Here is a 16,991-nt window from a genome sequence, read left to right as displayed (position 1 = left end):
TCCGAAGGGGGTTAGCCCGTGGCAACCCGAGGTCGCCCACTGGCCTCAACCGTCAACATCGCCTCGACAAACACTTCACGCTCTTCCACGCGGGCGGTCCGGATATCGCGGTCGACAATCACTCGGATATCTTCAGCACCCGCCTCGCGCACGGCACCTTCAGCCTCATCACGCAGGATTTGTTCCAGCAGCGCCAAGGCCTCATCCGAAGCGTTGAAATCCTTCGGTCCGTCTTCCAGATGAACGCGATATTGCCCCTCGGCCGGCGAGGTAATGGTCCCCGACCGCCGCAAAGTCAGCCGCCCGACCACCGCCCCGATGGCGTTGGCCACACCGGCATGTTCCGGCAAAACCATTTTGCAACGCAACCGTTCGCCAACCGCCGGATAGTAGCTTGGGGCCGAGGCACCCAGACCTACCACATCCACATTCAACGCCGCATCCAGCGCCAGCAATCCTCGGTGCTGCGTCAATCCGCGTTGGGTCAGGACATGCCGGGCAAGCTCCTTCGGCGGTAGACCGAAACCTTCTGTCTCTTCGGCGAAAGCAGACTCTAACAAGGTCAGACTGGTCTGTTCGGTCAGCTGGTCAATGATCATTTGCGCCAGGTGTTCCGGTGATGCCGCCAGCACATCACCCGATCCAACCCGTTTGCGCGCAACCAACACCAGCGCCTTACGTGCCGCATCCGCGTCCCAAGCCTCGACCCGGCCCAGAACATGGCTCGCATCAGACGGTGTGATCCCCGAAACCTGTACGATTCCGCGATCCACCAAACGGGTCAGCGCGCCGTTCTCCATCCGCGTCCGCAACAGACCGCCGAGGGGCAAAATCTGATCGCCAAGCCGGTCCAGCAACGCCTCTTCCCGAGTGCCAATTTCATCAGCACGCATCCCCGGAACGCGGCGCGCGAATCGCGTGTCATGCTCGCCCACCGTGGTTGAGCGCAGCTGCTCGTCCAGCACAGCATGCACCACTTCGGGCGCCTCGGAGGCGATAAGGGAAACCGGTAGCACACGCCGTGGCCCAAGGAAAACGCCGCCTCTCAGGCCTTCGGTCATGACATGAACCTGACTGTCACCGCCCAACCCATGGGTCCGCATCGCAACGGCGTCAACCATCGTGCGGAACCCACCAACCTGCGCGCCCGCCGGATCAATCGCGGGCTTCCCATCGCGGATCAGCGCCACATCGGTCGTCGTACCGCCAATATCCGAGACCAGAGCGTTTTCGACCCCCGTCAACCAACGCGCCCCGACGATCGAGGCCGCAGGGCCACTCAGAATCGTTTCAATTGGCCGCTCGCGCGCCTGTTCCGCACTCATCAACGCGCCATCCCCGCGCACGACCATCATCGGAGCGGTAATATCCAAAGCCAGCAACTGATCCTGCGCGCGCCCAATCAGGCGGTCAATCATCCCGATCAACCGCGCGTTCAGAACGGCTGTGACGGCGCGCTTTGGCCCGTTCAACTTGGCGGATAATTGATGCGAGCAGGTGACCGGTGCCCCGGTCTTCTCGGTTATGATCCGCGCCGCTTCCAGCTCATGCGCGGGGTTGCGGGTTGCGAACTGCGCCGCCACGGCAAAGCCCGAAATCCCTTTGTGAGAGTCTATGAACGCCTGCAGTGCATCAACATCCAACGGCGCCACTTCACCCCCCGCATGGCTGTGGCCGCCAGTGACAACAAGCGCCGGATCGCCTTTCAGAGCATCCCTCAGCCCATGCTTTTCAAGATCACTTTCCCTGAACCCGATATAGATCAACGCCACGCGCCCGCCCTGACCCTCGACCAGAGCATTGGTGGCCAGCGTCGTCGACAAAGACGCCATCGAGATCTGGTCCGGCGTCACCTGCGCCTCGTCCAAAACGGCCGAGATCGCCTTGCCGACCCCAATCGCCAGATCCGCCCTCGTTGTCAGGGATTTGGCCGAGGCGATCACCTCACGCTCATCCCGGATCAACACCGCATCGGTGTAGGTTCCGCCTGTATCTACCCCCAAAGCCAGCGCCATCGGGTCCTCCATCTTTTCGCTGCCGATGGGTGTAGCGGTTTCGACCGACACGTCCAGTCCGTTTGCGGCATTCCAGGCGTTTCAGGTATTAGCCGTGTCACAGGTTTAACCCGAAGCGCGATAGCCCAGCTGTTCCATCGCCCAGCGCGCGGCATCAGCCACTGTTGGGTCGGGATCATCCGCCAACCCCTGCGCCACAGCCCGCAATTCGGCCCGGCCCGAGTTGCCAATGGCATAGAGAACATTACGCACAAACCGGTCGCGCCCGATCCGCTTGATCGGAGAGCCCGAGAACTTCGCCCGAAACGCGGCATCATCCAAAACCGCAAGTTCAGCCAGGGCCGGCGCCTTCAGATCCTCCCGCGCTGCATACCGAATATCACTGGCAGCCACGGCGAACTTGTTCCACGGACAGGCGGCCAGACAATCATCGCAGCCGTAAATCCGGTTGCCCATCTTGCCGCGCAATTCCTCGTCGATCGGGCCTTTATGCTCGATCGTCAGATAGGAGATACATCGGCGCGCATCCAGCTGATAAGGGGCGGGAAAGGCATCCGTCGGACAACTGTCCAAACAGGCGCGACATGATCCACAATGGTCGACTTCCGCCATATCCGCCGGAAGATCCAAAGTCGTAAAAACAGAGCCTATGAAGCACCAATTGCCCCATTCTCGGCTGACCAGATTGGTGTGTTTACCCTGCCACCCTAACCCGGCTGCATGACCCAGAGCCTTTTCGGGAACCGGGGCCGTGTCGACAAACACCTTCACCTCGCCCCCCGCTTCTGCAATCAACCAACGGGCCATCCGCTTCAGCCGTTTCTTGACCAGATCGTGGTAGTCCTTGTTCTGCGCATAGACAGAAATCGCCCCGCGTTCGGGATGGGCCAAAATCTCGGTCGGATCATGCGCGGGCGTATAACTTTCAGCCAGCATGATCACGGATCGCGCCTCGGGCCAAAGGGCCGCCGGATCGCCACGCCAATGCGTGCGTTCCGCCATCCAACCCATTTGTCCGTGATATCCGGCCTCCAGAAAGGCCTCCAACCGCTCGGGCACCTGCGGCACGTCCCATGGCCGACACACCCGGCACGAGACAAACCCCTCGGCCAAAGCCTGCGCCACCAGTTTGTCCTTTAAACCTGATCCGTTCTTCATCTGGCTGAAAATATCCTCGGGGGGAATCGCGCCAAGGGCGCGATGGGGGGCAGACAGCCCCCCTTGACCACCCTATCAGAAATCCAGATCGGCGTAATGGGGCGGAGGCCGAAACCCCGGCACCTGATCCGCCAGAATCGACCGGAACGCCGGCCGCGATTTGATCTTGGCGTACCAATCCTTCACCGCCGCGCTGCGATTCCAATCCACGTCCGAGATATAGTCCAGTGCCGACAAATGCGCCGCCGCCGCGAAATCTGCCAGCGTCATTTGATCCCCGGCCAACCAGCGGCGATGATCCAGCAACCACGCCATGTAATCCAGGTGATACTTGATCGCCCGCGCGCCTTCCTTGACGTGCTTGCTGTCCGGATAACCCTGCCCGGTCATCTTCTTGTTGACCCGCTCATACAGAAGCTTCGAAGTCACCTCGTGATGGAACTTGTCATCGAACCAGCCCACCAATCGCCGCACCTCATACCGCGCCTCGGCGGTTTTGGGCATCAACGAAGGTTCGGGGCGCGTGTCCTCGATATACTCACAAATCGCCGCACTCTCGGACATGATCTGCCCGTCCAATCGCAACACCGGCACTTTGCCAGCCGGGTTTCGTCGCAGGAAATCCGGGTCTTGCTCCCAATACCGCTCTTCGACCAGCTCAACTTCGATCTTCTTCTCGGCCAGTGACAGCCGAACCTTGCGACAGTAGGGAGAGAGGGGAACGTGAAACAAACGCGCCATGGACTTCCAATCAAACCAATGAGTACCCCTCAGCTTTAGCCTTGGCAGGGCGTGGGATTCAATCCTCGAAACAATCCGCGCGACCATCTGCGCGGATGGTAGCCGCCCCTTGCAGGATGGCCGCCGCCCGCCTGCGGGTGAAAACTGACGGGTCCGTCACCGAGCGTTTGCGGGGCGAAGGCAGGATCGCCGCAAGCCGCGCCGCCTGTGTCGGGGTCAGTTGCGACGCGCTGACGCCAAAGTTCCGCTGCGCCGCTGCCTCAACCCCAAACAGGCCTGTCCCGGTCTCTGCGACGTTCAGGTAGACTTCAAGAATACGCTGTTTGCTCCAGAAGATCTCAACCACGGGCGTGATCGTGGTTTCCATCGCCTTGCGCACCCAACTGCGCCCCTGCCACAGAAAGACATTCTTCACCACCTGCTGCGTGATGGTCGAGGCCCCTCGTGCCCCGCCGCCCTCCAAGGCGTCGCGAATGGCTTCGACATCGAAACCCCAGTGCAGGCAATAATTCGCATCCTCAGCCGCCACGACCGAGCGCGCCATGATCGGAGCGATGTCTTCAATTGGAACCCACTCGCGCTCGACCTTTCCAAGACGGCGCCATTCAGACCAGATCGTATGCGTGATCGGAGGGTTCACGACCGAAAACAAAACCACCAAAGCCACCAGAAACGCCGAAACACCCAGCGCGGAATAGATCATCCATCGCCGGATACGGGACCAGAGCGACCGTGTCTTTTGTCCCTTGCCTGCCTTGCCTTTTTTGCCGCTTTTCCTGCGGGCTGCTTTCTTTGCCATGGTTTTGCTATACGCCGCCGCGCCGGTCTTGGGAACGGCGGAAATCCGGATCAGCGGATTGCGTCGCGCGACTGTGTCCGCCGCGAAATACAAAAAAGACCCGCAGTCCAGAAAAGAAACGCGGGTCTGGTTTAATTTGTTGTTCCGAGCTTATTCAGCGGGAACCGCAGCCACTTCGTTTGTCAGAGGATGGCTGAGCTTGTTCAGCATCTCTTTCGGGCAGACCTGCAGGAAGTTCGCCTTTTCCACATCCCAATGCTGCAAGATGTCCGAGGCCTTTCGGCTGAAGGTTTCCGCCGCGTGGCGTTCGATCAGGGATTTCAGTTGATCTTCCCAATGGTCGACGGCCACCGGACAAGTCACCAGCGTTTCCATGTTCATCAGCACCTGCGCCTTGCCCTCAGGATCATACAGATAGGCCATGCCACCGGTCATACCCGCGCCAAAGTTGGCCCCGATATCACCCAGAATCACCGCGATCCCACCGGTCATGTATTCACACCCGTTCGAGCCGCAACCCTCGATCACCACTTGGGCGCCCGAGTTCCGCACCGCGAACCGCTCACCCGCGCGACCGGCAGCAAACAGCTTCCCATCGGTTGCACCATACAGGACGGTGTTGCCGATGATCGTGTTGGCATCTGCCTTCAGCGGGCTGACCTGCGGCGGGCGGACAACGATCATGCCACCTGACAGACCTTTGCCGACATAGTCGTTGGCGTCACCCGACACTTCCAGCTTCAGACCCGGCGCCGCAAAGGCCCCCAGCGACTGACCGGCCGAGCCCTGCAGTTTGACGTGCAGGTGGTCATCCTGGAACGTGTTGCGCATCCCGAAGTTCTGAACGATATGGCTGGAGACTCGCGTGCCCACGGTCCGGTGCGTGTTCTGGATTGCGTAAGACAGCTGCATCTTCTCACCGTCTTTCAGGAACCGCGCCGCATCGCGTACGATCTCAGCGTCCAGCGTATCGGGCACTCCGTTGCGATCCTTTTCACGGTTGTAGACGATGTCATGCGCACCATCGACAGTGATCAGCAGCGGGTTCAGATCGAGATCATCCAGATGCGCCGAGCCGCGGCTGACCTGCGCCAGAAGATCGGCCCGTCCGATGATCTCATCAATCGAACGCGCACCGAGGCTGGCCAGCAGCTCGCGCACTTCCTGCGCGTAGAAAGTGATCAGGTTGACGACCTTATCCGCGTTTCCGGTGAACTTGGCGCGCAAGGACTCGTCCTGTGTACACACACCAACCGGGCAGGTGTTCGACTGGCACTGACGCACCATGATACAGCCCATCGCAATCAGCGCGGCAGTACCAATACCATATTCCTCGGCCCCCATCATCGCGGCCATGACGATGTCACGACCGGTGCGCAGGCCTCCATCAGTCCGCAGGGTCACGCGGTCGCGCAGGTTGTTCATCGCAAGAACCTGATGCGCCTCGGTCAGGCCCATCTCCCACGGAAGACCGGCATATTTGATCGAGGTCGCAGGCGACGCACCTGTACCGCCATTGTGGCCCGAAATCAGGATGATATCCGCTTTTGCCTTGGCCACACCGGCTGCAATCGTGCCAACACCCGAAGACGCCACCAGTTTCACGGTCACCTTGCAGCGCGGGTTGATCTGCTTGAGATCGTAGATCAGCTGCGCCAGATCTTCGATCGAGTAGATGTCGTGATGCGGCGGCGGCGAAATCAGCGTCACGCCTTTGGTCGAATGCCGCAGGCGCGCGATCAAGTCGGTGACCTTCATGCCGGGCAGCTGACCACCCTCACCTGGTTTCGCACCCTGGGCGACCTTGATCTCAAGCTCTTCACACTGATTCAGGTACTCGGCAGTCACACCAAACCGGCCCGAGGCCACCTGTTTGATCTTGGCCGAAGGGTTGTCACCATTTGGTTCCGGCACGAAGTGCGCTGGGTCTTCACCACCTTCACCCGAGTCAGACTTTGCACCGATCCGGTTCATCGCCACGTTCAGCGTTTTATGCGCCTCAGGCGACAACGCGCCGAGGCTCATGCCCGGCGTGACAAAGCGCTTGCGGATCGAAGTGATCGATTCGACCTCTTCGATCGGCACTGGCTTACCCAGCGGCTTGAAATCCATCAGATCGCGCAGATGGATCGGCGGGTTCGACTGCATCTTGGCCGAATACTGCTTCCACAGCTCGTACGAGGCGCGGTTGCACGCCATTTGCATCATATGCATCGAGGTCGCTTCCCACGCATGGGTCTCGCCCGACTTGCGCGCTTTGTAGAAGCCACCGATGGGCAACACGTCCAGACCGCTATCCCAGCCCTTGGCATGGATTTCTTCGACCTTGGCCTGAATACCCGTGACACCGATGCCGGAGATCCGGCTGGTCATACCGGGGAAGTATTCAGCCACCATCGCGCGGCTAAGACCCACGGCCTCGAAGTTCAGACCGCCGCGATAGGATGAGATCACCGAGATGCCCATCTTGGCCATGATCTTCAGCAGACCTTGGTCAATGGCTTCGCGATAGCGCGCGACATTTTCGGTCAGCGTGCCTTCCAGCAGACCACGGTCGATCCGATCAGCCAGCGAATCCTCGGCCAGATAGGCGTTCACTACGGTCGCACCACAGCCGATCAGAACCGCAAAGTAATGCGGATCAACACATTCGGCCGAGCGCACGTTCAGCGAGCAAAAAGTCCGCAGGCCCTGTCGCGTCAGATGCGAATGCACCGCGCTGGTCGCCAGGATCATCGGCATGGCCACACGGCCCTCGCCCGAGTTCATGTCGGACAGCACCAGATGCCCCGCGCCCGAGCGCACGGCCTCTTCCGCTTCGGCTCTAACACGGGCCAAAGCGGCGCTCAGCGCGCCACGACCGGGCTCAAAGCTGCAGTCGATTTCCGCCAGAGGTGAGCCAAAGGTCTCAACCAGTTTGTCCCACTGCGCGTTGCCAACAAAGGGGCTGCCCAGCACCACGATTTCGGTTTGGCTGCTGTCTTCGTCCAGCACGTTTTTCAGGTTACCGAACCGCGTTTTCAGCGACATCACGCGATATTCCCGCAAGCTGTCGATGGGCGGGTTTGTCACCTGGCTGAAGTTCTGGCGGAAGAAATGGCTCAGCGGGCGGTACTGTTTGGACAGCACGGCCGAGGGCGTGTCGTCCCCCATCGAGGCCAGCGACTCCTTGCCGTCTTCAGCCATCGGAGCGAGGATCTGTTCAAGCTCTTCGATCGAGTACCCGGCCGCGATCTGACGCTTACGCAGCTCTTCTCCGCTGAACAGGGGCGTTTCGGTCACACCGGCCAGCGCGTCATCCAGGTCGTTGATCTTTTCAACCCATTCACCAAATGGCAGCGCGCGGGCCAGTTTGTCCTTGATCTGTTTGTCGCGGAACAGCTTGCCCTTTTTCATGTCCACTGCCAGCATCTGACCCGGACCCAGCGCGCCTTTTTCGGTCACCGAGGCCTCGTCAATCGGGACCATCCCGGCCTCGGACCCGGCGATGACCAGTCCGTCGCCTGTCACCACATAACGCATCGGGCGCAACCCGTTCCGGTCCAGACCGGCACAGACCCAGCGGCCATCCGTCATCGCCAGCGCGGCGGGGCCATCCCATGGCTCCATCACCGAGTTGCAGTAGGAATACATGTCACGCCACGCTTGCGGCAGCTCAACCGCCTGCTTGGACCAGCTTTCGGGCACCAGCATGGTTTTCGCCATCGGCGCCGAGCGGCCCGCGCGCACCAGAACCTCAAAAACTGAGTCTAATGCAGCGGAATCCGACGATCCGCCCGCGATGATCGGCTTGATATCCTCGGCATAGTCGCCAAAGGTTCCGGACGCCATGCGGATCTCGTGGCTTTTTAACCAGTTGACGTTGCCCTTCAGTGTGTTGATCTCACCATTGTGGGCCAGCATGCGGAAGGGCTGGGCCAACCACCATTGCGGGAAAGTGTTGGTCGAATAGCGCTGGTGATAAATCGCAAAGGCCGATTCAAAGCGTTCGTCCATCAGGTCGGGGTAGAAGACGGCAACCTGTTCCGCCAGCATCATGCCCTTGTAGATGATCGAACGGCAGGACAGCGATGCCAGATAAAGGCCCGAAATTCCCGCCGCGGCGGCGGCCTTTTCGATCCGGCGACGGATCACATATAGTTCACGCTCAAAGGTTTCTTCATCCACGCCTTTCGAGTTCGAAATCAGGATCTGTTCGATCTCAGGCCGGGTCGCGTTGGCCTTGTCGCCCAGACAGGTGACGTCGACCGGTACATGGCGCCAGCCATAGATATAGTAGCCCATCCGCAGAACTTCGGTTTCAACGATGGTCCGACAGCTTTCCTGCGCGCCAAAATCGGTGCGAGGCAAGAAGACCTGACCAACAGCAATGAGTTCTTTCATATTGGGTTCGTGGCCAGTGCGGCGGATCTGGTCATAGAAGAAAGGAACAGGGATCTGCACATGGATACCCGCGCCGTCACCTGTCTTGCCGTCGGCATCCACAGCGCCCCGGTGCCAGATCGCCTTGAGGGCATCGATGCCCGCATTCACAACCTTGCGCGACGGCTTGCCGTCAACGGAAACCACAAGGCCCACACCGCATGAGGAATGCTCTTCCTCATCGGAATAGAGACCGTTTTCCGCCATCCACTTGCGCTTGGTTTCCTCGGCGCGCACCCATTCGGCATCAAATTTGGTCATTCGCTGTCTCCTGCTTCCAAGGGGGCACGGATTGCCGGGTCCCTGGTTTTGGTCTTTGGCTGGCGTTCTGGATCGAACGCGTATCCCTTAGGGAAATATTGAACTTCGACTGTGGGCGGTTATTCAGCCGCGACCACCGCCTTGGCATTGAACCGCTCGACAATGGCATCGGCGCAATCACGGCCATCCCGGATCGCCCAGACGACCAGTGAGGCACCGCGCACGATGTCACCGATGGCATAGACGCCATCCATCTCGGTCTCACCGGTCTGGAAGGCCGCCTTGACGGTGCCCCAACGCGTGACCGGCAGATCGGGTTGCCCGAACAATGTGGGCAGGTCTTCGGGCTCAAAACCCAGCGCCTTGATCACCAGATCGGCGTCCTCGACATAGTCGGCACCTTCGATCACCTCAGGGGCCTGACGACCTGACGCATCGGGCTGTCCCAGGCGCATCTTCTGCACCATCACACCGGACACCTTGTCATCGCCGACAAAGCCTTTTGGCGCGCTGAGCCATTCGAACACCACGCCTTCTTCCTCGGCATTTTGTGTTTCACGCAGTGAACCGGGCATGTTGGCCCGGTCACGGCGGTACAGGCATTTGACCGAGGTCGCGCCCTGACGGATCGAGGTGCGCACACAGTCCATCGCCGTGTCGCCACCACCGATCACGACGACCTTTTTGCCGTCAGCGTTCAGGCGGCCATTGTCGAAATCGTCAACCGCGTCCCCAAAGCTTTTGCGGTTCGAGGCGGTCAGGAAGTCGATTGCCTTCTCGATCCCTGGCAATCCGCTGCCCGGCATGGACAGATCACGCGACTTGTAAACGCCGGTTGCGATGATCACGGCGTCATGCTTGGCGCGAATTTCGGCAAATTTGGGGGCGTCCACGTCGCAGTTCAAAACGAACTCTACCCCGCCATCGGCCAACAGGTCATTGCGGCGCTGTACGATGTCCTTCTCAAGCTTGAAGCCGGGGATACCGTACATCAACAGCCCACCCGCGCGGTCATAGCGGTCATAGACTGTGACCTGGATACCGGCGCGGCGCAGTATGTCGGCTGCGGCCAGACCACCCGGCCCTCCGCCAATGATACCGACGCTCTCACTGCGTTCCGCAGTCGGAACGACGGGCTTCACCCAGCCTTTGTCCCATGCAGTGTCGGTGATGTATTTTTCAATCGTCCCGATGGTGACCGTACCGTGGCCCGACTGTTCGATCACACAATTGCCCTCGCACAAGCGATCCTGAGGGCAAATACGGCCACATATCTCGGGGAATGTGTTGGTGGCCTGGCTGGTCGCGTAGGCCTCTTCCAGACGGCCTGTTGCAGTCAGGCGCAGCCAGTCGGGGATGTTGTTGTGCAGCGGGCAATGCGATTGGCAATAGGGCACACCACATTGGCTGCAGCGGCTGGCCTGCTCTTCAGCTTTGACCGATGCGAATTCCGCATAGATTTCGTCAAAGTCTTCTTTGCGGTCATCGGCGGCACGCTTTTCAGGCATGACGCGGTCAATCTGAACAAATTTCAACATCGGTTGCTTGGCCACGGGTCCGACTCCATGAATTGGCTTGGAAGCATCTCTTTATGAGATCACTTCGAATTTGAAAAGTCATAAATACTGACCTAATTAGGAAAAATTTAGGCTGGCGTGAAAATTCTTTCCTTTTTTCTGCTATTTTTATGTCCGATACGGACCTATCTATCATCTTTCCTTTTTGACACCACCAGAATACCCATGAACACAAAGCAAATTGATGGCAGTGCGGCAGGGTAGATGAGTCTCTTTCACTTGATTCTCGTGGCGATCATTCAGGGCGTTACTGAATTCCTGCCTGTCTCCTCGTCCGGCCATCTGATCCTGCTGCCCAACCTGACCGGGATGCAGGATCAGGGTCAAACCATCGACGTTGCCGTCCATGTGGGCACGCTGGGCGCGGTTGTTTTGTACTTCTGGTCGGACGTCAAACAGGCGATCCGGGGGTTGCCTGCGGCGCTGACCGGGCGTACCGACACGGCACAGGCACGGCTGGCGCTGGGGTTGATCGTGGCAACGATTCCAACCGTCCTCGCCGGGCTGGTCCTTTACCTGACCGGGCTGACCGAGGCGCTGCGATCCATCGCCGTCATCGGCTGGACCATGCTTCTGTTCGGGCTGCTGCTCTATTGGATGGATCAGAAAGGCCCCCAGACCAAGGTCGCCGCCGATTGGGCCCTGCGTGACGCGGCCATCATGGGGCTCTGGCAGGCCATCGCCTTAATTCCGGGAACATCCCGGTCGGGTATCACCATCACCGGGGCACGGCATCTGGGCTATACGCGGGAAGAGGGCGCACGCCTCGCCATGCTGATGTCGATCCCGACCATCATCGCCTCGGGCGTGTTGCTGTCCCTTGACGTGATCCACCAGGCCGACGCGCAACTGGCCAAAGACGGAGCGATCGCCGCCCTCTTTGCTTTTGTGTCGGCCCTGTTAGCACTCAGCCTGATGATGCGCCTGCTGCGCAGTGTCAGCTTCACGCCCTATGTCATCTATCGCGTCATTCTGGGCGCGGTCTTGCTTGTGATCGCCTATAACTGATCAGGTCCGCAGGTTCTTGGCCGAGTTCTGAATGTCGTCATATTGACCCGAGGGGCGGAATTTCCACAGGTATTCCGGCAGAACTGCATCCAGTGTGGTGGGCACAATCCCCAGATCCGCAAAGCCCTTGGCGCTGTCACCGACCACATTGTCCTGTCGAAGGTTCTTGAGCTGATCACGCGTCAGGATCGGATTCGAGAACAGCTGGAAGCTGACGAATTTCAGAATGTCCAACACACCAGCCATGATCTTGGCGGCAAAGAACGGCACGCCCAGAATCACCCGGCGCCGATGAATGACCTCCAGCATTTGCTGCATCAAAGCCCGGAAGGATTTCACCTCGGGGCCGCCCAGCTCATAAGTGCCCGCGGCCGCTTGACCCAAGACACCCTGCCCGGCCGCTTGTGCAACATCATCCACATAGACGGGCTGAAACTGCGTCTCAGCCCCGACCAGAGGCAGAAACGGCCCGAACCGCGTCATCGCGGCGAAACGGTTGAAGAACTGATCCTCGGTTCCAAAAATGATCGAGGGGCGCAGGATCACGGCATCGGGCATATGAGCCAGAACGCCGGCCTCGCCCGCCGCTTTGGTTCGCGAATAAGCGCTGGCCGACTCGGCATCTGCGCCAATGGCCGAGATATGAACCATCCGCTCCACACCATTCTCGGACGCAATGCGCGCAATGCGTTCGGCCCCTTCGGCCTGCACCGCATCAAACCCGTTCTTGCCCAGTTCGTTCAGGACACCCACGCAATTCACAACCGCATCCGCGCCCTGCATGGCCATCAGGACCGAGGCGTCATCCCGGATGTTACAGAAAATCGGCTCGACCTGTCCGACAACGCCATAGGGTTTCACGAACATGGCCTCGTTCGGGCGTCGCACGGCGACCCGGACACGCCACCCCTTGGCCGCCATACGGCGCGCGATGTAACGCCCGACAAACCCTGACCCTCCGTAGATCGTGACCAGTTTCGACATTCGATGGCTCCTGCTGCGTGGCTCTGACGTAGAAGTAGCGTCCGAACCCCTTTGAAACAAGGCATCAAATCGCCGCGCATCCTGCGAAGAAACCCACTGTGAAAAGGGTCCGAGCGGCGTGGTTCAAAAAACTTTCAAAAATCTGTCCGAATCTGGTTGACCCTCCCCGCCGCTGGGCTTAAACGCCCCCTCACGACACCTGCCCAGGTGGCGGAATTGGTAGACGCGCTAGCTTCAGGTGCTAGTGTCCGTATGGACGTGGAGGTTCGAGTCCTCTCCTGGGCACCAAATCCCTCTACATTACATTGATAAGTCAGGGATTTTACTTTGTATATCTCTGCGTCCCCCGACTCCTCGTTAGTACAGCTTCGGTTTATAGGAGTGGAAAAGGCTAGCGGTCTCGCTGCCTATTTGACAAAGTTCTTGTACGATAGCTCATCGCCTCAGAGAACGCGCACGTTTTTTCAGAGTGGTAATCCGCCACCTAGACCACCCAGAAAACCATCTGCTAGTGCGATTGAGAGAGCATTATTACCCTGTCAAATCTCCCCGCAGCCAGATCCACGTCGGCTACGATGAAATAGAGCGCTCCCACATCGCCCCACATCCATTTCATTCTGGCATCAGAGGGGATCTGCAAAAGCAATCGGTTCTTTCCTTCGTCGTACGGCTCAGGAATGCTCATCCATTGCCGCATGGGGTCGTCGGGGCCATCAAAGCCGCAGAAATAAAAATCCATTTCTTGCAACCAAACCGGCTCGCCATCCAGTTGGTACCCAATAGTCTTTGTAGGATTTTCTACGTCAGGTCCGACCTCTTGCACGAGGAGGTGTTGTGGCCACACGCGATCTATTGCGGCTTCGCTACCCGCACCCGTTCTCTTGTCCCAAGCGAATTGTTTTGTCCCCGGATAGTTATGGGGCGGCTCACGCGGTTCTCCGAGTGTAGGCGTATGGACTACCGAGGATCCGGTGTCGTGCATAAACAGACTTAGAAACCCAGTGCGCGGTCCAATGCCATCCCACGTATCGCCCGGCAGCGCCGAAAGGTCGAGACAGCCAAGAAAATGCATCGGCTCCCCTTCAGGTGTCCGCGGCCAAGCAAACTCAGATGGCATACGCGGGAAACCACCAAGCCAGCCCAGTTTCGGTAGCGTGACTTCGTCGTCAATACTTAGGTTCAAATACATCTTGCCAACCTTTTGATTTCAAACGCTTTTTCTGCCCCCTGCAGGGCTACTGACACTCCATCCCATGCGTTTCCGATACTGCGTAGCGCAAAGGCATGAGTTCGTCGGGGCATGTAGTTTGGGTCAGAATGGCATTCATCGTGTACCATAGTGCAATCTGCGCAACTGAAACGCCCTACTGCACCCTTTCCGATCTCTGACTGAGCGATTCTTCGCAGGAAAAAGCAGGCCCGTCTCAGGCCTGCTTTTCTGTTTTCTCTTCGACGATATCCGCGTCCAGCTCGATCACATCGGCTGAGGTGTCTTCTTCAGGCTCTTCTTCGGCGGAGTTATCTTCAAGCGCACCGACGATCAAAGGCAACATATGCACACCTGTGGCCGTGGCGATCTCGGGCGTCTGAGGTGTCTGCCAGCTGAGCGTATCGAAGCTGCCGCAATTCTGGCAGACCGGGGCCCATTCAGGCTGAATGTCATGACAGTTCTCGCATACCCATTGCGGCCCACGCGGCGCTGTCAGCGCCTTGGCCAACCAACCCTGCACAACAGCGTCCGAGGAACCCTCACCACGTTCGATGGCCGCCATCAAGGTGTAGCCACGGGCATCGGCCTGTTTTTCAACCACATCGCCCAGCGCGCGACGCGCCTCGGGGAAGTCCTCGGCAACGATGTTCAATTCGGCCAGAATCAGGCGGGTTTCCATGTTCTCCGGATGGATACGGGTCAGCGCGGTGAACCGCTTGATTCGATCCTGAGCCGACTCGTCCGGTGCGATCTCGGCAAAGGCATGGGCGAGATCGGGGTGGGGCTGAACCTCCCACGCTTTCTTGAGGATCTTGGTCGCCGCGCGCGGTTTGCCTTTTTCGATATAGGCCCGCGCAGCCATGGCGGCGGCGGGCACAAGATCGGGTGACAGGCGGTTGGCCTCGATGGCTTGTTCCTGTTGCTCGACGCTTGCGCCATCGTCCAGAATGCCCTTGGCCTCGGACAAGGCCAGAACCGCGTCGCGCCGTTTGAACACATCGCGCGGCAGGTACCCGGCCTTCAGCTTCGACGTCAGTGTTGACCGCGCTCCGGCCCAATCCTGTGCCTTGGTCTGCAGGTTCAGCAAGACATCTTGCGTTTCCTCATGGCGCGGCTTCAGCGCCAGGGCTTTCTCGGCCAGTTTGCGCGCTGTTTCGTCATCACCCTCGGCCAGCTTCTGTTTCATGATGCCGCGCACACCGACAAAGCGCGTGGCATTGTTGGTCACCAGCTTCTTGTAGGTTTCCGAGGCCTTCTTGGTGTCGCCTGTCATCTCGGCCGCTTGCGCGACCAGCAAATTGGTCAGTTCCGGCTTGTTCAGCAGCTTTTCCGCTTTGGAGGCCTTGGCCATCGCCATGCGACCCTCGCCCGATGCCAACGCCATGAGACCGTCAGACAGCGCCTCATACCCGCGCCGTTCGCGGCTGCGGTCGAAATGGCGCGACAGGGCGGTTTCATCACCGTTGAGGAATTTCAGCGTCGCGATCAGCAGGCTTAGCAGTTTGAAGAACAACCAGACGCCAAAAACCAGCACGCCCAGCGCGATCACGGATTGCAGCGGCCCCAGCGTGTATTCCACCCCGGCGACGGTGATCTGCACCCCGCCGCTGGTTTGCATGAGGAAGTGACCACCCAAAGCCAGTAGGCCGATAATCGCAACAAAAACAAGGATCTTAAACAATGACCACAGCATGGCAGGTCCTTCAGTTCGAGTTCAGGTCGGAAGCAAGCGTACCGGCGGCCTCAACCGCCGCGACCCGGGTCTGGGCTGCTTGTTCCCAATCGGCCATTGCGGTCTGCGCCGCCTCTGGCAAGGATTTCAATTCGGTCAAAGCGGTGGCGACATCCCCGTTGGCCAAGGCCGCCTGAGCACGCGACAGCACGGCATCCGGGCCATCCCCATCCTGAGGCGTCACCGATCGCGCGCCGGTCTGGCGTTGCAAAAAGGCGATCACGCCCGTGCCCTTGTCCGCATCACGCGCATCCGCCAAAGCGGTACGCGCCGCTTCCGGGAATGAAGCCCGCAGGGACGAGAGCGTCTCAACCCCCTTGTCCGAAGGCGTTGAAAGCGCATCCGGCACGGCCACACCCCCCGCTTGCAATTCACTCACAAGGTCCGAATAAGGCTGGCCGGCATCTAATTGCCCGTGCAGGCGAGACAGAATGGCCAGATTGGTCGCGGCTTGTGCTTCGGCCGTTGCTTTCGCCTCGAGCGCCTGTGCGTCGGCAACCATCTTTTCGACCTCACCGCGCTGCGCCGCCAGCGACTCCTGCAGCTTTTTCAGTTCGGCCTCAAAAGCAGCGGTCGCTTCGGGCGAGGTGTTTGCCGCGATAGGCGCCTTTTCCAGCGCGGTCAGCCGGTCGGCCAGAGGCGCGATCTGACCGGTCAGAGATTCGACGCTGGATTTCACAGCGGTCAGATCTGCATCAACCGGGTCCAGCTTTTGCGACAGAGCCTGAACCTGCTCCGTCAGGCCCGACACATCCGGCGCATCCGAGAGCTTTTTGGTCAGGGCTTCGATCTGATCGGATTGTTCCGAGAGCTTCGATTCAAGCGCGGCAATCACATCAGAGCTGTCCGACCCACCAGACGAAATCAGCCCCGTTTGGGCCGCCGCAAAGCCAAGGCCTGCGGCAATCACACCACCTATCAGAGCTGGAACAAATCCGCCGCGTTTTTCCTGGGTCGGTTCAGCGGGTGTTTCTTTTGCTGGCGCAGGTCCCGATGGATCATTGGGCGCTTCGGCTTCGGCTTCGGCTTCGGCTTCGGCTTCGGCTTCGGCTTCGGCTTCGGCTTCGGCTTCGGCTTCGGCTTC

11 protein-coding genes and 1 tRNA gene are annotated in these 16,991 nt (G+C 59.5%); 2 read left to right on the top strand and 10 right to left on the bottom strand.

What is annotated here, in order from left to right; all coding sequences use genetic code 11:
• Positions 1-11: 11 nt before the first annotated feature.
• The 6 genes from AC2FD8_RS19240 to AC2FD8_RS19215 all read right to left on the bottom strand — a co-directional run bounded on the left by AC2FD8_RS19240 (position 12) and on the right by AC2FD8_RS19215 (position 10,949).
• Complete coding sequence (locus tag AC2FD8_RS19240) at positions 12-2,015, bottom strand: hydantoinase/oxoprolinase family protein (protein ID WP_496858844.1); 2,004 nt, start codon at positions 2,013-2,015, stop codon at positions 12-14.
• Between the two features lie 105 nt (positions 2,016-2,120).
• Complete coding sequence (queG, locus tag AC2FD8_RS19235; RefSeq protein WP_496858825.1) at positions 2,121-3,173, bottom strand: tRNA epoxyqueuosine(34) reductase QueG; 1,053 nt, start codon at positions 3,171-3,173, stop codon at positions 2,121-2,123.
• A gap of 75 nt (positions 3,174-3,248) precedes the next feature.
• Positions 3,249-3,914, bottom strand: a complete 666-nt coding sequence (gene fzlA, locus AC2FD8_RS19230) for an FtsZ-binding protein FzlA (RefSeq protein WP_496858827.1) — start codon at positions 3,912-3,914, stop codon at positions 3,249-3,251.
• Between the two features lie 58 nt (positions 3,915-3,972).
• Positions 3,973-4,713 carry a monofunctional biosynthetic peptidoglycan transglycosylase gene (gene mtgA / locus AC2FD8_RS19225; RefSeq protein WP_496858828.1) on the bottom strand — a complete coding sequence of 247 codons (741 nt, stop codon included), beginning with the start codon at positions 4,711-4,713 and terminating at the stop codon, positions 3,973-3,975.
• A 150-nt stretch (positions 4,714-4,863) separates the two neighbouring features.
• On the bottom strand, positions 4,864-9,396 hold the full coding sequence (gltB, locus tag AC2FD8_RS19220; protein WP_496858830.1) for a glutamate synthase large subunit: 4,533 nt from the start codon (positions 9,394-9,396) through the stop codon (positions 4,864-4,866).
• A 119-nt stretch (positions 9,397-9,515) separates the two neighbouring features.
• Positions 9,516-10,949, bottom strand: coding sequence for an NAD(P)-dependent oxidoreductase (locus AC2FD8_RS19215; RefSeq protein WP_496858832.1), 1,434 nt, complete (start codon positions 10,947-10,949; stop codon positions 9,516-9,518).
• A gap of 228 nt (positions 10,950-11,177) precedes the next feature.
• Here AC2FD8_RS19215 and AC2FD8_RS19210 point away from each other — a divergent pair, with 228 nt between their 5' ends.
• Positions 11,178-11,981 (top strand): undecaprenyl-diphosphate phosphatase, encoded by an 804-nt coding sequence (locus AC2FD8_RS19210; protein WP_496858834.1) that lies wholly within the window; start codon positions 11,178-11,180, stop codon positions 11,979-11,981.
• On the opposite strand, the gene AC2FD8_RS19205 is transcribed toward AC2FD8_RS19210, so the two are convergent.
• The gene (locus tag AC2FD8_RS19205; protein ID WP_496858836.1) at positions 11,982-12,965 is read right to left on the bottom strand and encodes a complex I NDUFA9 subunit family protein; all 984 of its coding nucleotides are present in this window, start codon (positions 12,963-12,965) and stop codon (positions 11,982-11,984) included.
• A 201-nt stretch (positions 12,966-13,166) separates the two neighbouring features.
• Here AC2FD8_RS19205 and AC2FD8_RS19200 point away from each other — a divergent pair.
• Positions 13,167-13,253, top strand: a tRNA-Leu gene (locus tag AC2FD8_RS19200).
• Positions 13,254-13,473: 220 nt separating this feature from the next.
• Here AC2FD8_RS19200 and AC2FD8_RS19195 read toward each other — a convergent pair.
• The 3 genes from AC2FD8_RS19195 to AC2FD8_RS19185 all read right to left on the bottom strand — a co-directional run.
• On the bottom strand, positions 13,474-14,154 hold the full coding sequence (locus AC2FD8_RS19195) for a DUF1963 domain-containing protein (protein WP_496858838.1): 681 nt from the start codon (positions 14,152-14,154) through the stop codon (positions 13,474-13,476).
• 235 nt (positions 14,155-14,389) lie between these two features.
• A complete protein-coding gene (locus AC2FD8_RS19190) occupies positions 14,390-15,868 on the bottom strand; it encodes a heme biosynthesis protein HemY (RefSeq protein ID WP_496858840.1) in 1,479 nt (492 codons plus the stop codon).
• Between the two features lie 10 nt (positions 15,869-15,878).
• Positions 15,879-16,991: COG4223 family protein (locus AC2FD8_RS19185; protein WP_496858842.1), on the bottom strand; the 1,113-nt coding region annotated here is incomplete at its 5' end.

This window comes from Ruegeria sp. YTSC192, from assembly GCF_059609705.1.
Note: the sequence above shows the minus strand (reverse complement) of the source record. Positions and strands in the feature narration are given on the sequence as shown.

What these genes read in the sequence shown, in the direction of transcription:
- queG (WP_496858825.1), bottom strand. Translation starts at nt 3,173, where the DNA reads ATGAAGAACGGATCAGGTTTAAAGGACAAACTGGTGGCGCAGGCTTTG.
- AC2FD8_RS19190 (WP_496858840.1), bottom strand. Translation starts at nt 15,868, where the DNA reads ATGCTGTGGTCATTGTTTAAGATCCTTGTTTTTGTTGCGATTATCGGC.
- gltB (WP_496858830.1), bottom strand. Translation starts at nt 9,396, where the DNA reads ATGACCAAATTTGATGCCGAATGGGTGCGCGCCGAGGAAACCAAGCGC.
- fzlA (WP_496858827.1), bottom strand. Translation starts at nt 3,914, where the DNA reads ATGGCGCGTTTGTTTCACGTTCCCCTCTCTCCCTACTGTCGCAAGGTT.
- AC2FD8_RS19210 (WP_496858834.1), top strand. Translation starts at nt 11,178, where the DNA reads ATGAGTCTCTTTCACTTGATTCTCGTGGCGATCATTCAGGGCGTTACT.
- AC2FD8_RS19195 (WP_496858838.1), bottom strand. Translation starts at nt 14,154, where the DNA reads ATGTATTTGAACCTAAGTATTGACGACGAAGTCACGCTACCGAAACTG.
- AC2FD8_RS19205 (WP_496858836.1), bottom strand. Translation starts at nt 12,965, where the DNA reads ATGTCGAAACTGGTCACGATCTACGGAGGGTCAGGGTTTGTCGGGCGT.
- AC2FD8_RS19240 (WP_496858844.1), bottom strand. Translation starts at nt 2,015, where the DNA reads ATGGCGCTGGCTTTGGGGGTAGATACAGGCGGAACCTACACCGATGCG.
- mtgA (WP_496858828.1), bottom strand. Translation starts at nt 4,713, where the DNA reads ATGGCAAAGAAAGCAGCCCGCAGGAAAAGCGGCAAAAAAGGCAAGGCA.